The sequence below is a fragment of the Flavobacterium sp. K5-23 genome (assembly GCF_023278045.1).
Lineage (GTDB): Bacteria > Bacteroidota > Bacteroidia > Flavobacteriales > Flavobacteriaceae > Flavobacterium.
In genome coordinates, this window is sequence record NZ_CP056783.1 from 2,025,192 (window position 1) to 2,041,519 (window position 16,328).

General features: G+C 34.9%; 11 protein-coding genes. 4 read left to right on the plus strand and 7 right to left on the minus strand.

Annotated features, from left to right (window positions below):
- Positions 1–97 precede the first annotated feature (97 nt).
- Positions 98–568, minus strand: coding sequence for a hypothetical protein (locus FLAK523_RS08810; protein ID WP_248902696.1), 471 nt, complete (start codon positions 566–568; stop codon positions 98–100).
- Positions 569–1,088: 520 nt separating this feature from the next.
- Here FLAK523_RS08810 and FLAK523_RS08815 point away from each other — a divergent pair.
- On the plus strand, positions 1,089–1,733 hold the full coding sequence (locus FLAK523_RS08815; protein ID WP_248902698.1) for a hypothetical protein: 645 nt from the start codon (positions 1,089–1,091) through the stop codon (positions 1,731–1,733).
- Here the strand turns inward: FLAK523_RS08815 and FLAK523_RS08820 are convergent.
- Both FLAK523_RS08820 and FLAK523_RS08825 read right to left on the minus strand, forming a co-directional pair.
- Positions 1,660–2,196, minus strand: a complete 537-nt coding sequence (locus tag FLAK523_RS08820) for an IS630 family transposase (RefSeq protein ID WP_248902447.1) — start codon at positions 2,194–2,196, stop codon at positions 1,660–1,662. The two genes, FLAK523_RS08815 and FLAK523_RS08820, sit on opposite strands and share 74 nt — an antisense overlap.
- The gene (locus FLAK523_RS08825; RefSeq protein WP_248902700.1) at positions 2,189–2,755 is read right to left on the minus strand and encodes a hypothetical protein; all 567 of its coding nucleotides are present in this window, start codon (positions 2,753–2,755) and stop codon (positions 2,189–2,191) included. Before FLAK523_RS08825 ends, FLAK523_RS08820 begins: the two co-directional genes overlap by 8 nt.
- Before the next feature lie 20 nt (positions 2,756–2,775).
- On the opposite strand from FLAK523_RS08825, the gene FLAK523_RS08830 reads away from it, so the two are divergent.
- Positions 2,776–9,030: an MBG domain-containing protein gene (locus tag FLAK523_RS08830; RefSeq protein ID WP_248902702.1), complete on the plus strand. Its 6,255-nt coding sequence runs from the start codon at positions 2,776–2,778 to the stop codon at positions 9,028–9,030.
- Between the two features lie 89 nt (positions 9,031–9,119).
- Here FLAK523_RS08830 and cysM read toward each other — a convergent pair whose 3' ends face one another.
- The 3 genes from cysM to FLAK523_RS08845 form a co-directional block, all read right to left on the minus strand.
- Positions 9,120–10,007 carry a cysteine synthase CysM gene (cysM, locus tag FLAK523_RS08835; RefSeq protein WP_248902703.1) on the minus strand — a complete coding sequence of 296 codons (888 nt, stop codon included), beginning with the start codon at positions 10,005–10,007 and terminating at the stop codon, positions 9,120–9,122.
- Between the two features lies 1 nt (position 10,008).
- On the minus strand, positions 10,009–10,797 hold the full coding sequence (gene epsC / locus FLAK523_RS08840) for a serine O-acetyltransferase EpsC (protein ID WP_248902704.1): 789 nt from the start codon (positions 10,795–10,797) through the stop codon (positions 10,009–10,011).
- A gap of 516 nt (positions 10,798–11,313) precedes the next feature.
- Positions 11,314–14,304, minus strand: coding sequence for a hybrid sensor histidine kinase/response regulator (locus FLAK523_RS08845; RefSeq protein ID WP_248902706.1), 2,991 nt, complete (start codon positions 14,302–14,304; stop codon positions 11,314–11,316).
- Between the two features lie 408 nt (positions 14,305–14,712).
- Between FLAK523_RS08845 and FLAK523_RS08850 the strand changes: the two genes are divergently transcribed.
- Together FLAK523_RS08850 and FLAK523_RS08855 are read left to right on the plus strand one after the other, a co-directional pair.
- On the plus strand, positions 14,713–15,123 hold the full coding sequence (locus tag FLAK523_RS08850; RefSeq protein ID WP_248902707.1) for an OsmC family protein: 411 nt from the start codon (positions 14,713–14,715) through the stop codon (positions 15,121–15,123).
- A 113-nt stretch (positions 15,124–15,236) separates the two neighbouring features.
- Positions 15,237–15,938 carry a DUF1003 domain-containing protein gene (locus tag FLAK523_RS08855; RefSeq protein WP_248902708.1) on the plus strand — a complete coding sequence of 234 codons (702 nt, stop codon included), beginning with the start codon at positions 15,237–15,239 and terminating at the stop codon, positions 15,936–15,938.
- Between the two features lie 47 nt (positions 15,939–15,985).
- Here FLAK523_RS08855 and FLAK523_RS08860 read toward each other — a convergent pair whose 3' ends face one another.
- Positions 15,986–16,246, minus strand: coding sequence for a DUF2752 domain-containing protein (locus tag FLAK523_RS08860; RefSeq protein WP_368670302.1), 261 nt, complete (start codon positions 16,244–16,246; stop codon positions 15,986–15,988).
- Positions 16,247–16,328: the final 82 nt, after the last annotated feature.

Genomic DNA, 16,328 nt, shown 5'->3' on the forward strand with positions numbered 1-16,328 from the left:
ATTTTCTTGTTCTCGATACAATCCCTCCCAAAATCGGGATCACTCGAACTGACGAAAATCATCATTAAAAACCAATTTCCCCTAACGGCTAAGATTTCTATTCTTCAAAATTATCTTTCCAGTCTTTTGAAACAATAGCCGAAACCTTATTGTCTTTATCCATAGTCACTCTCAGTTCTTTATTAGCCACTTTCTTTGAATAATCAGCTTTAAATCTATAAATGATGGATTGACCATCCTCATTTGGGATGACTTCTATTAGTCGGAGATCGATGAAGGTACCGTAGTTTTGACGGAATTTCGCACAAGTTTTACTAAGGCGGCTAAGCGTGGTGTTTGCAATGACTTTGTCTGTAGCTTCGTCTCGGGTAAATTGTTTGAATGTTGAGGTATTGCATGTCAATAACACTCTTTTACCTAAATTATAGGCTTTGGCCTTTAGCGCTTCATTGGCTTCTGCTTTTATCAGTAGCTCGGCCATATTTTCTCTTTCAATTTTTTCTTTTGCTTTTTTGGATTTACATGCTATTAGAGAAAGTAGGCAGAGTAGTAGAATTAACTTTTTCATTTCGGTTTCAATTTCTGTATAAACGGAAAATAAGGGTGTAAAGTATAAAACCAGCCTTCTTATTCCTGTTTTTTATGAGAATGACGAGCTTTAAAGCGGTTTCGTATACTATTGTATATGTGATAGATGTGTTTTTAATTAACTGTGTATCAAGTATTTGTTTTTTATTTTAATTCACATTTTGATCTGTGAACTCATAAATGAAATTAACGCTTTTATGTTTGTATGAATTTTACGTTTTTATTTGATGACACGAATGTCATTCGAAGTTTTTTTTAACACTTTCATCGGAAATATGATAAATGTATTAACGATGTAATTGTTAATTATATAAATTAGTATTCAAATGTATGAATATTACGCAGTTGCGATTTTTTTTTGTTGCGTAAATATGAATTTGGCTGTAATTCCATTATATATTTTAACATAAAATCAATAATAGAACTCCCCACTCTATAGATTTTATTTTTTCAGTTTGTTATATCGTGTTCGTTATTTTATAAATTTTTATTCGATAAATATGAAAACATTTCTACTTACCCCCAGATTTTTTACCCTTGTTTTTTTAATTAGTAATTTATTTTTTGCCTCCGGGGCTTTTGGGCAGGCGACTGTCACTACGGATAAGGCAGATTATGCCCCAGGTGAAATTGTTACAATTTCGGGTACTGGATGGTATCCTAATGAAATGGTGTCTTTTACTTTAAAAGAAATTCCATCTATTGATGAAGCTCTTTTGAATTTTACCGTTCAGGCAGATTCAAACGGTTCGTTAGTTTACAATCAATTTATGACACAACAACGTCATTTAGGTATCGCATTTTTAATGAGTGCTATAGGGAATTCTTCTGGTCTTACAGCAGAAAACCATTTTACGGACGCAACCTTTACAGTTAAAAATGGAGGTAATTGGAATTCAACACCTAATGTCTGGAACGAAAGCGGATTTCCTGGTGCAGGGGATTTCGTAACAGTAAACGATAAAAAAGCGGTTACATTAAATGCTAATGCGAGTGCTAATACTATAAATATTGCTGCAGTCCAAAGCGGAAGTGGTACTTCAAAAATTGAAGTTATACCAAACACATGTATTATATGGCCCAAATTTTATCTAAAAATACATAGCTATATCCACAGATACTCATTACCTCTTTTTTGCTTGTAGCTTTTACGACATTAGTAATGAAATCTTCTACATCTTCCAATGAATTATAAAATTTATTAGAAAATTCTCGTTTGTATTTTGCCCACATTTTTTCAGCGGGATTAAGTTCTGGACTATATGGTGGTAGAAAAACCAAAACAATATTTTCAGGAATGATTAATTTTTTTGCCTTATGAAACCTTCCATTATCCAGCACCATTATTTTGAGTTCTTTCGGATTTTCCTTTGAGAAATTATCTAAAAAAACTTGAAAATTATCAGCGTTGCAATGTGGGAGTATTAATTGAAAATGGTCTCCAGTTATGGGCGAAAAAGCTCCAGAAAGCCAAGTTGATTTAAAAACTTGTTGGAAAGCACAAATCGGCTTAACACTAATAGCAGTAACTGATTTTCCGTTTCGAGTGAACAAACCAAAACGCGATTCATCTTGAAAATACAAGTTTACAGAGTCAAAATCACCCACCGTATTTAGTGCTATTTCTTGACAGATTCGTCCGAAGTCTTTTTAAAAGAGATTCCCTGATCTTCGTCTTTTTGGCGTGACTTTTGCGGGCTACTTTTACACTTGATTTAAAATTCCTGATGCAATAATAAAGCAACGTATTGTAATTGAAAGTCTTCCCTGATTCTTTTTCAATCCAATCTTTAAGCTCAACATAGCCTTGAAGTCCATTTTGAGGGTCGTTGAGTTTTGTTTCCAACATATTGTGTTCAATAGCATTAAAAGCCGACGGCTTAAAACCTGTTTTTTGATGCTTCATCAAACCCTCAATTCCAGAATTAAGGTATAATGTCCTCCAATTCTGAACGCTATTAGGGTCAACCACAGCTAATTTAGCAACCTCACGTTTAGAAATCCCTACTTTTTCGTTTTGCTTCAAAATCAGCAGAACTCTCAAACGTTGACCAATAAACGGAATAGATTGTTTGAGCAGATTTTTTATTTCTTTTTCGGTTTCCTTAATTACCAAAATTTTTGCATGCGCCATGATTACTTTTATAATATAGTCCAAATATAACATAAAAAAACCAATTATCAAAATTGGTATATATTATATTTTCGTTTGGTATTAAACAATATACTTTAACTGTTGGAAACAATTTAAATTTGACTTCTAGTGATGCAGATAATAAAATTGCAGAAATATCAGTAGATGATAGCGGTACAATTATAACAAATAATTTAAATTTAAGTACAGGAACAAATGGTACTACACATTTAAATTTAAGTGGCGTTAATAGTAGACTTACTGTTTCTGGTGCAATTAATATAACTGGTACTAAAAACACCAATACGTTTTCAACAACTAGTATAGTTGAATACAACGGAGCTACTCAAAACGTGGTTAAATTCAATTCTATTTATGCTAATGTAGCTTTAAGTGGTTCGGGTGTTAAAACATTTGCAGCTACTCTTGCTATAAATGGTAGACTTACTATTAATAGTGGTGTAAAAGCAAAATTAAATGCTTTTAGTTCTACTGCAAATACATTAACATTAGGAGGAGTGAGTATGCCAGCCGGTACATATGGGGGTACAGATTCTGGCGCTACTAATATAATCACTGATTATTTTGAAGCGGGTCTTGGAATTTTGACCGTGGCTAATGGTCCGGCTAAAGTAAACCAGACAATAACGTTTACTAACCCAGGAACAAAGACTTATGGTGATGCTCCATTTAGCGTTTCCGCTACTGCGACGTCAGGCTTAGCTATTAGTTTCAGTATAGTTAGCGGTCCTGCCACAATCTCTGGGAATACAATAACAATTACCGGAGCTGGAAGTGTGGTAGTAAGAGCTGCACAGTCAGGTAATGCAAGTTATAACGCAGCGCCAAATGTAGATCAGAGTTTTACTGTAAATAAAGCTACACCAACGATAAGTGTAACAGGAACCCAAACTTTTACTTATAACGGTTTAGCTCAAGGACCTGCAACGATTTCCTATAATGGGGATGGTAGCACTTCATTATTATATACAAATACAAACGGAACTGCCTATTCATCTGCTACTGCGCCTACAAATGCTGGTAGCTATCAGGTTGTAGCTAGTGCAACTGCAGGTGTTAATTATAATGTTGCTGTTACTAGTGCACATACATTTACAATTAGTAAAGCAGCAACTGAAACAGTTGTTACTATCAATGATGCTCCGTTCACATACACAGGTTCGGTTATTGAGCCAGCAACAGTAAGTTTAACAGGTGCTAATTTGAGTTTAACTCCAACAGCATCTTATTTAAATAACGTTGCTGCAGGTGTTAATACTGCTTCAGCAAGTTATACTTATGCTGAAAGTGCTAACCATTTAGGAAGTACACAAACTGTGATCTTTACAATCGGAAAAGCTACTGCTACTTTAACATTAACAAACTTAACAGGTCATACATATGATGCTACTTCAAAATCAGCTACGGCTTCTATAACTCCATCAGGAGTAACAGGAATAACTGTAACAGGTTCAGGAACAGATGCAGGAAGTTATCCGGTATCCGCTTCATTAACCAATGCTAACTATCAGGCTGAAGCAGTAACTGGTTCAATAGAAATCGGAAAAGCTACTGCTACTATAGCAATCGTTGATTACTCAGCGGATTATGACACTTTTACTCATACAGCAAGTGGAACAGCTACAGGTGTTAACAGTACTGATTTATCGTCAGGTTTAAGTTTTGCAACTTCTCACACGAATGTACCTGGAGGTTCTACCAACTGGTCATTTGCAGGAGGGACAAACTATAATAATGCTAATGGTACAGCTAATGTAACTATTGGTAAGGCTACTGCTACTTTGGTATTAGGAAACTTAACAGGTCATACATATGATGCTACTTCAAAATCAGCTACGGCTTCTATAACTCCAGTGGGAGTAACAGGCGTAACTGTAAGTGGTTCAGGAATGAATGCAGGAGATTATCCAGCATCAGCGTCTTTAGACAATGCTAACTACACAGCTACGACAGTAAACGGTTCATTAGAAATTGGAAAAGCTACTGCTACTATAGCAATCGTTGATTACTCAGCGGATTATGACACTTTTGCTCATACAGCAAGTGGAACAGCTACAGGTGTTAACAGTACTGATTTATCGTCAGGTTTAAGTTTTACAACTTCTCACACGAATGTACCTGGAGGTTCTACCAACTGGTCATTTGCAGGAGGGACAAACTATAATAATGCTAATGGTACAGCTAATGTAACTATTGGTAAGGCTACTGCTACTTTGGTATTAGGAAACTTAACAGGTCATACATATGATGCTACTTCAAAATCAGCTACGGCTTCTATAACTCCAGTGGGAGTAACAGGAGTGACTGTAACAGGATCTGGAACAGATGCAGGAGATTATCCAGCATCAGCGTCTTTAGACAATGCTAACTACACAGCTACGACAGTAAACGGTTCAATAGAAATTGGAAAAGCTACTGCTACTATAGCAATCGTTGATTACTCAGCGGATTATGACACTTTTGCTCATACAGCAAGTGGAACAGCTACAGGTGTTAACAGTACTGATTTATCGTCAGGTTTAAGTTTTGCAACTTCTCACACGAATGTACCTGGAGGTTCTACCAACTGGTCATTTGCAGGAGGGACAAACTATAATAATGCTAATGGTACAGCTAATGTAACTATTGGTAAGGCTACTGCTACTTTGGTATTAGGAAACTTAACAGGTCATACATATGATGCTACTTCAAAATCAGCTACGGCTTCTATAACTCCAGTGGGAGTAACAGGAGTGACTGTAACAGGATCTGGAACAGATGCAGGAGATTATCCAGCATCAGCGTCTTTAGACAATGCTAACTACACAGCTACGACAGTAAACGGTTCATTAGAAATTGGAAAAGCTACTGCTACTATAGCAATCGTTGATTACTCAGCGGATTATGACACTTTTGCTCATACAGCAAGTGGAACAGCTACAGGTGTTAACAGTACTGATTTATCGTCAGGTTTAAGTTTTGCAACTTCTCACACGAATGTACCTGGAGGTTCTACCAACTGGTCATTTGCAGGAGGGACAAACTATAATAATGCTAATGGTACAGCTAATGTAACTATTGGTAAGGCTACTGCTACTTTGGTATTAGGAAACTTAACAGGTCATACATATGATGCTACTTCAAAATCAGCTACGGCTTCTATAACTCCAGTGGGAGTAACAGGAGTGACTGTAACAGGATCTGGAACAGATGCAGGAGATTATCCAGCATCAGCGTCTTTAGACAATGCTAACTACACAGCTACGACAGTAAACGGTTCATTAGAAATTGGAAAAGCTACTGCTACTATAGCAATCGTTGATTACTCAGCGGATTATGACACTTTTGCTCATACAGCAAGTGGAACAGCTACAGGTGTTAACAGTACTGATTTATCGTCAGGTTTAAGTTTTGCAACTTCTCACACGAATGTACCTGGAGGTTCTACCAACTGGTCATTTGCAGGAGGGACAAACTATAATAATGCTAATGGTACAGCTAATGTAACTATTGGTAAGGCTACTGCTACTTTGGTATTAGGAAACTTAACAGGTCATACATATGATGCTACTTCAAAATCAGCTACGGCTTCTATAACTCCAGTGGGAGTAACAGGCGTAACTGTAAGTGGTTCAGGAATGAATGCAGGAGATTATCCAGCATCAGCGTCTTTAGACAATGCTAACTACACAGCTACGACAGTAAACGGTTCATTAGAAATTGGAAAAGCTACTGCTACTATAGCAATCGTTGATTACTCAGCGGATTATGACACTTTTGCTCATACAGCAAGTGGAACAGCTACAGGTGTTAACAGTACTGATTTATCGTCAGGTTTAAGTTTTACAACTTCTCACACGAATGTACCTGGAGGTTCTACCAGCTGGTCATTTGCAGGAGGGACAAACTACAATAATGCTTTAGGAACTGCAGCAATCGTAATCGGTAAAAAAGACATTACAGGTAGTTTCTCTGCAGAAAACAAAATGTATGATGCAACAACTAATGCAGTAGTTACAACAAATAGTCGTGCATTAGTAGGAGTTATTGGAGCAGACGTTGTTTCATTAGAAGGTGGTACAGCAACTTTTAACAACAAACATGTTGGTGATGGTAAAGCAGTAGCTTTAGAAGGTGCAACAATAACGGGTGCACAAGCAGCAAACTATAACTTAACTTCTGTCGCTACTACAACTTCAGTAATAAGTGTAAGACTAATTAGTATAACAGCTCAGCAAGATACTAAGGTATACGATGGAACAACTAGTTCTTCAGTTTTACCTTTAAGAGATGCATTACAAGGAGTAGGAACAAGTGCAGATACATATAGTAATATTGCTTCTCAAACAACTGACAACAAGCACGTTGGAACATCTAAAGAGTTAAGTGCAAATGTTGCTACTATCAACGATGGTAATAATGGTTACAACTATTCGATTACTTATGTTACCAATAATACAGGTGTAATTACGAAGAAAAATGTTAGGGTTACTGCATTAGCTTATTCAAAAGTATATGACGGTAATATGATTTCTTCTAGAAAACCAGCATGTGATCCATTGGCCCCAGGTGATGTAGAAACAACGGTCATAAAACAAGATTATATGGATGCCTTAGTTGGTACGGGTAAAGTTTTAGTACCTAGTGGTTTAGTGATCAACGATGGAAATAATATGGGTGGTAATTATACTATTGAGTATATTACTAAGCTAGAAGGAACAATTACTCCAGCTTCTACTACTACAACACTTATTACAAGTGCTGCAAGTGTTAGATTTATGGACATGTTTACCATGACAGCTCGTGTTGTACCTAACCATACTGCTACCGCTTTAACAGGTGCTGTTAAGTTTACAATCGGTTCATTTGAAATTACAGCTACTGCACACCCTGTGCCAGGTGCTACAGATGGTATGCTAGAAGCAACGGTAATAACACAATTGCCATCAACCATTGGTGTTGGAGATTATATTGTTGGAGCTGTTTTCACTAGTACAAACGAAAATTATTCAGGAAGTACGAGTGCAACTAAACCTTTGACAGTACTTCAGAAAAATGTTGATCCAATTGATGCAGATGGTTTCTATACAGGTCAAGTTTTTGCTTGGACTACAAGTGTTACTTCTAATTCAGGAACAGTTATGCTGGCTGCTGCGATTAAAGACAACAATGTTCCTGGTGGAGATGTACGTGGTGCGAGAATAACATTTGCTTATGTAAATGGGATGTCAATAACTCCAATACCTGGAGCTCAAAACTTACCAGTAGGTTTAATCGATATTAACGATGGGTCTATAGGTGTGGCAAGTGCCATAGTACAAATGAGTATTGGAAATGCTGATGCCAATGAATTTAGAATTGCAGTAATTGTAAGTGGAGGATATAAAAATGATCCTTATGCTGCAAGATCTCAAACACAAGTATCTATTTCAAGACCATTACCTGGCGGATTTATTATGGGTGCTGGAAATGTAAGAAATGCAGATATAAACGTAACTACAGGTGCAGGACCAACTGCTTCAACTTCTTATGCTACATCAGGTTTGATTAAAGGTGAAGCAAATACATTAACACGCTTCTCTTTTGATGTTAAGTATAATAAATCTTTAAAAAACCCTCAAGGGAAGGCCAAAATTTATTTTACAAGTAATTATAATAGATTTGGAATACTTGATGGTGAGAATCATTATTATGAAATTGCGAGTAATGCTATTGCAGGCTTGAATCTTCAAAATGTAAACGCAACGTTTACAAGTAAGGCCAATTTAAATGAGATCCTTAAAGATGGAACTAGTGTTGCTATTGAGGGTGGTGCATCATTTGAATTAAAAATGAGAGATGGTGGTATAACTACATCAAGTCCAATTGATGAAATAGGAATCACTTTGTATCGTAAAGCTGGAGGAATTTGGTACTCAAATAGTTTCAACGCAACAAATGCTACAACTGTAAATAAATTAATTTTTAATGGTGAAATTAATGTTGTTGGTGGTGGTGGTTCATTAGTAGCTAAACAAGCTACAGTGAAAAATGAAACTATAAAAGAGCCATTGGCTGTAGTAGCTTCAGAAATCAAAGTAATAGCCTACCCAAATCCATCTTTCAATCAATTTACATTAGCTATAGAAGGAGGAAGCGGTGAGAAAGTAGAAGTACAGGTTTACGACTTACTAGGTAGATTAGTGAAACACATTGAAAAAAGTAATGATCAAGCTATCCAGTTTGGTGAAGATTTGCAATCAGGAACGTATATAACTATTATTAGTCAAGGAACGAACCGCAAAACAGTTCGATTAATTAAACAGTAATAGATTTAAATAACCCTAAAGCAAAAGCCAGTTCGATTCAATTCGAACTGGCTTTTTTTGGTTTTATGACTTTTAGTGAATAAAATTTTTTAATCAAACAAATCCGAGGATAAATAACGATCTCCTCGATCACAAATTATGGCAACCACAACCCCTGATTCCAATTCATTGGCCACTTTTATAGCTGTAGCAACGGCACCGCCGCTGCTCATTCCTGCAAAAATCCCTTCCTCGAGTGCCAATCTCTTTGTCATATCTCGAGCTTCCTGTTCGCTTACTTCCATAATGCGATCCACTTTTGAGGGATTAAAAATTTTAGGCAGGTATTCCTGGGGCCATTTTCTAATTCCTGGAATTTGGGAGCCATCTGCCGGTTGTGCACCTATGATTTGAATGTTAGGATTTTGTTCTTTCAAGTAAGTTGATGTCCCCATAATTGTTCCTGTAGTCCCCATAGCCGAGACAAAATGTGTAACAGTTCCTTGGGTGTCATTCCATATCTCTGGCCCTGTAGTTTTATAATGTGCTTTCCAGTTGTCGTCATTGGCAAACTGATTTAACATAAAATAACCACCTTCGGCTACTTTTTTGTCGGCATAATCTCTGGATCCAATAATCCCTTCGCTTGCTGGAGTTAAAATAACCGTTGCCCCATAAGCACGCATTGTCTGGGTGCGCTCTTTGGTCGAGTTTTCAGGTAGTACAAGTTCTATTTCTAGATTTAATAACTGGGCAATCATAGCCAGTGCAATTCCGGTGTTACCACTGGTGGCTTCGATGAGCTTATCTCCTTTTTTAATATCCCCTCTTTCTAAGGCGGAAACAATCATATTATAAGCTGCTCTGTCTTTTACACTACCTCCAGGATTGTTGCCTTCGAGTTTCAATAAAAGTTTTACGTTTTTGTTTTCTATTAAATTGGTAGTTTCCACTAATGGTGTATTTCCAATTAGTTTTAATAATTTTTGAGGATTCATATTATCGGATCTCTTTAATTTTTACTTCAGTTGTTGTGGTATTTAATACCATTGATTTAGCAGGAATGGATTTGGTAACCCAAGCATTTCCACCAATTACACTATTTTTTCCTATTACGGTTTCTCCTCCCAGAATAGTTGCATTGGCATAAATGCAAACGTTTTTCTCCACGGTAGGGTGTCTTTTAGTGTTTTTCATATCCTTGTTCACACTCAACGCTCCTAGAGTTACCCCTTGATAAATTTTCACGTTTTTTTCGATAATCGTAGTTTCACCTATTACGATTCCTGTTGCATGATCAATAAAGAAAGGAGAAGCTATGGTTGCTCCTGCATGAATGTCGGTTCCGGTTATGCGATGGGCATATTCACTCATTAATCTGGAGAACAATAATAGATCCAATAGATATAATTCGTGGCTTAAACGGTAAATGGCAATAGCATAAAATCCGGGGTAGGCTAGATAGACCTCTTCAATACTGTTAGAAGCAGGATCGTTTTCCAGGATGTATTGCGCATCTTGATTTAACTGCTCTAATACTGATGGCAATTTTGCCAAATATTGATCCCAAATAGAATCGCAAATTCCTTTTGGTTTTTTGCAGGCGATTACTGAGATTTCTTTAAATTGTCTCTCCAGTTCATCGATGCTTTCGCTAAGAGGAGCATTCGAATCAAAAAGTGTAAAGAATAATTTTTCAGCAAAAGCTTCTGTTTTTGTTTTGATTCCATAATTAATGGAAAAATGGCTCTTTAAGGAGCTAATATTTTTGATAATCAGATCTTTCATCTCGATTATAGGATTGAATTAGTAAATGAAAAGAATAAATGTAGGTTGTTTTTTAGAGACAGCAACAACACTTGTACAAAGAAATTTGTAGAATGTAGTGGGGTAATAGGTGTTTGTTGTCTGTTGACATAAAAATAGGTGTTCCAATAAAAAACAGCCACAAAGATATTGAACTATTTTGAGCTAACGTCAAGATAATTGAATGTCTTCTAATAGAATAGTGTATTTTTTTAAAATCAATGCAAATCAAGGGTTGAAAGCCTGTATTTAGTGCCGATAGGCACATTCGAACCCTTGATTCGTATAATCGAACTTTTTTAAAGGTATTTGGCATTCCTTTTTCCATTGGATTGAAAAGCAAAGTAACATAAACTATCCAGCAAGAATTAAATCAAATAAACCCAAAGCTTTAGAATAGTTTGTTACAAATGGAATCGCATGTACTAACATCTTTACATAAAAGATATTAGCTAGACAAAATAGGGGTAAAGCTTTATTCCTTTTAATAAATTTAGATCAAACTAATACCTCGGAGGATTTAACTTCGGTAAAATATTTTTGCATATGCAATAACAAACTTTCCTTGTTTACTGGTTTTGAGAGGTAATCATTGCATCCTGAATCGATTGTTCTTTTCTTATCTTTAGAAAACGCATAGGCGGTTTGTGCGATAATAATAACTTCGGTATTAAATTCACGTATTTTTAATGTGGTTTGAAGACCGTTCATTTCTGGCATTTGCATATCCATTAAAATTAAATCAATATCTGGATGTGATTTACATATTTCAATTGCTTCAGCGCCATTGCGAGCTCTTATGATTTCTTTGCAGAATTTTTTTGTTGTTAGTGTAAGTAGTTTTGCTGAAATTTCATCGTCTTCCGCAATTAGAATTTTTAATTTTTTAATTTTAGTGCTGTTTTTTGATGACAAAACTGAAATTATTTCTTTTTCTATATTGATCTCATTACCGTTGTGGGGAAGTGTAAAGAAAAAAGTACTTCCTATTCCTATTGTACTTTTAACATTCATTTTTCCTCCTAACATTTCTGCAAATGATTTTGAAATCGAGAGACCTAAACCAGCTCCTTCATGATTTCGAGTATAAGATTCTGATACCTGCCTGAACCTGTCAAAAATAAGGCTTTGATGATTTTCGTCTATTCCTGAGCCAGTATCTTTTACATAAAATTCTAATTCAAATGGTTCAAACAAGTATTCTGACATACCGGTTGTGTTTTGTTTTACGGCTTTTATTTGAAAACCTATTTCAATAGTTCCTGATTGGGTGAATTTTATTGCGTTTTTAACTAGATTAGTCAATATGGCATATACTTTCTCTTTATCTGTTTTGACAATAATTTCTTTTAAAGGGTATGGGTTGATATACGTAAGTTGGATTCCATTATTTTCTGCCTCAGGTTTAAAGAAACGATAGATATGATTCAATATGTGGTTTATATTGGTTTCTGCAATACTAACTTTCATCAATCCTGATTCAATTTTGGATACATCAATAATATCATTAATGATGTTAAGCATTCGGACGCCACTTTTTTCGATGATTTCGATATATTCTGATTTCTCTTCATTGGATAGATTTACTTCTTTTAGTAATTCAGCAAAACCAAGAATTCCATTCATTGGAGTTCTTATCTCATGACTCATGTTAGTTAAAAAGGCTGATTTTAATCGGTCACTTTCTTCTGCTTTCTCTTTAGCAATTATCAGTTCAGCTTCAACTTTTTTCTGTTCAGTAATGTCTTGAACGGTTCCGATCATTTTTAAAGGATTATTCAATTCGTTAAATAAAATTTCTCCTAAAACATGAACCCATCGTTCCTCTTTGTTTGCTTTGCATAAAATTTTAAATTCTTTGTTGAAATTAGATTTTTTTGAAAGTACATCATTTATAAAATGATCTTGAATCAATTCTTTGTAATCTGGATGAATTACACTAGTCCAACTAAGAGTTGAAATTGTATCAAAGGAATCTAGTCCTAAAATGCTATCTAATATGTTTGAACTCGACCAACTACCATCTTGAATATTCAAAACATAAGTTCCAAGTCGGGCAATAATTTGCGTTTCTTTTAAAAACAGTTCGCTTCTTCTAAGTTTTTCTTCTGCTAACTTACGTTCAGTGATGTTTCGAGTATGAGCGAGATGTACCACTTTACCGTGGTATAACATGGGTACCGCATTAGTTTCTAACCAGAGTCTCCTGCCTTTGAGACCAAGTATTTCAAATTCTCTTCGCATCGATTCCCCTGCCAGTATCCGTTTGTGCATCTTGGCAAAAGTTCTACGGTATTCTGGGGCAATGACATCGGTAACTGTGTTGCCAAGAACCTGTTCTAATGAATCGGCCTGAATCATTGCAAGTCCGGCTGGGTTCATCATTACTAATTTCCCGTTTTCGTCCACTATTTTGATGCATTCCGGCTCAGTTTCTATGATGGTTCTTAGGCGGTATTCGCTTTCAATGAGTTTTTCCTTGGCTTGTTCCCGGTCAGTGATATCTCTTAAAGCGCCATCAATATGACTAGGGTTTCCTGACGCGTCTAGAATTAATTTTGCATTAATGGAAGCATATTTAATAATGCCTGATTTCATTTTTAACTTTAACTCATAATCCCTCAATTCTCCTTCTTTCAAAATCAAATTAATCATTTTAAAACGGTCTCGTGGATTTTCATAAAAATCAACCACTTTAAACTGCATTAATTCTTCTTTGTTGAGATTAGTAAATTGTTTTATGGACGGACTTACTTCTAAGAAATTACCTTCTAAATCGGTTCGATAAAAAACATCTTGTACATTATCAAAAAGACTGCGGTATTTTATTTCGCTTTCTCGTAGTTTGTTTTCCATCTCTTTTCTTGTGGAAAGATCTTTTTTTAGTTTAATGTTATTCGATTTTATTCGAATTAAAAAGAAAAATGCTGTGAGAAAAAGAATTACGATTGTGATGGATTCAATTACGTTATAAAATAAAATGGCATTCCAGATTTTAGGGTCATAATCAATAACTAATACTGTTGCAGTTTGTAAAGTATTGAGTTCTTTAATGGGAACCACTACGCTAAGGCTTTTCCATTGTCTTGCTATAATGGGATTTGATACTAATTCTTTTGAGGATTTGAAAAGTTGATTGTGTGTGAAAGGAGTACCGTCCTTAGTTTTATTAGAAGCAATTAGCGTTTCGGGACTGCCTTTATGAATTGAATAAATCGAAGCTGATTTTAAATTGTTGTTTGAGTCTACAATATCGTTTAACGTGTTTGTTAAAATTGTCTTTTCAGCAGTATTCGTTTTGGCATTTTTTATATTATCCTTTGACAAACCTATTTCTATACTGCGCGTTATTTGAATGAATTCATCTGATTGAATTCTAAAATTTATCGATAAGGTATAATAAATATATAAGGCACCAAGAATAACAAAAAAGAATAAAGAAATTTTTTGGAAACCTGTTTTTTTAAGAAGTTTACTTTTTAATTTCATACGTCCGCCTATTTATTGATTAATTACAACTCAATTTTTCTATTGCTATAAGTTTCGAAACTCTTTAAATAAAAAATGCTTAAAAGTATAAAAGGTAGTCTTTCTGTGTTTTTACGACACAATTAAAATAAGGGAAATTAAAATTTTAAAAAACGATGTAGTCAAATATACACAATTCTAACTAAATTCAGATAATTCTTATGTGAATTTTGTAAGTGGTTATTATTTTTTAAATTTCATTCTAAAACAAATGCATTCTTATGTTATAATTCTAAAGAGCAATGTAAATAATTGTTTTTTAGAATTATAGCTTTTTGTTTTTTTGTAAATTATAGTTAAAATTATAGTTTATAAAGGTTTAAATTAGTAGGAATGAAGTAAATTTGAGTAAATATAAAATAGAATATTATGAAAAGAAATGCAACAGCAATTTGGAAAGGATCTCTTAAAGAAGGTGGAGGGAAAATCACATCACAAAGCAAAACATTGGATAACACACAATATTCCTTTAAATCACGTTTTGAGGAAGGGGTGGGGACAAATCCTGAAGAGCTTATTGCCGCAGCTCATTCTGGATGTTTCTCGATGCAGCTTTCTGCTTTTATTGGTGAAGAAGGTTTTGAGGTAGAAAGTATCGAAACCCGCTGTGATGTAAATTTAGTTGACGGGAATATAATAGGCTCCCATCTATCCGTAAAAGCAAAGGTGAACGGAATTTCAGATATTGCTTTTCAAGAGTTAGTTACTAAAGCCGAGAAAAACTGCCCCGTGTCTAAAGTTCTAAAAGCCGAAATAAGTTCGACGGCAGTTTTGATATAATTTCAGGGTTTAAGCTAAATAGGACTCGTTTTACAAACAAAACGAGTCAAACCTATGTCTTGTTGTCTCATTTAAAAATAAATGCTTTAAACAGCGCTTAAAAAAAGCAAATTATGAAGTCTGCTAAAAATTTCACCAGTGATTTATCAGAAAAGGAATTTCCTGAGGTCGAAAAAATATCTGCCAAGATTATTAGAAAACCTATTCTGGAATTAATGAAACATGATTATCCAAAATCAAAGGAGATAAATTTTTTATCGATCAATGAGCTTAATTTATACAAGGAGAAATACATTGCAAACTATTTAACAAATGAAATTGGGGTGCTATCAGAGATTGAAGATAAGGTACTAAGGGATCTAGATAAAGAAGATGCTTCTGTGATCCAAATCGAGGATGAAACGGGGAGTAGGACTTTTGGTCAGTTTGTGGCTGATAAAGTTGCTGATTTTGGCGGGAGCTGGAAATTCATAATCTTATTTGGGGTTTTTATAATTCTCTGGATCTTGGCTAATATACTTATACTGTACAATAAGGGATTTGATCCCTATCCGTTTATTTTATTGAATTTGATTTTATCTTGCCTTGCGGCACTTCAAGCTCCAGTAATTATGATGAGCCAAAACCGCCAAGAGGAAAAAGATCGAGAAAGAGCAAGAAAGGATTATATGATAAATTTAAAGTCGGAACTTGAGATTAGAATGCTTCATGAGAAGCTGGATCATTTAGTAAAACATCAACAAGAAGAATTGATAGAAATTCAAAAAATTCAAATTGAAATGATGAATGATATTTTGACTCGAATAAAAAAGTAAAACTCATTTTACAAAGTCCATTTTTTTGTAAAAAAAAACAAAGTCATTTAATAGTGTTTATAAACATATCCTAAAATCATAATTAGGACATTTAGGAAAGTCACCCAAAGAAATATTTTTTTCGAAAAAACACTTTTCGAAAAAAAATGAAACCCAAGTATTCCAAAAAATAACAGGCTGGAATAGATGGCTGGATACATCTGAAAAGCGGCCGAAAATTCTCCTCTCAAAAGAAGCAAAAAAGCCCTTTGAAAACCACATCCCAAACACTCCATTCCGAAGAGCGTTTTACTCAAGCAAGGCAACATAAATTTTTCTAAATTCAATGGATTTGTTTTTTACAAATTTACAAAAAAATACAGCATTCCTTTTTATTAAAATAGGGGACTG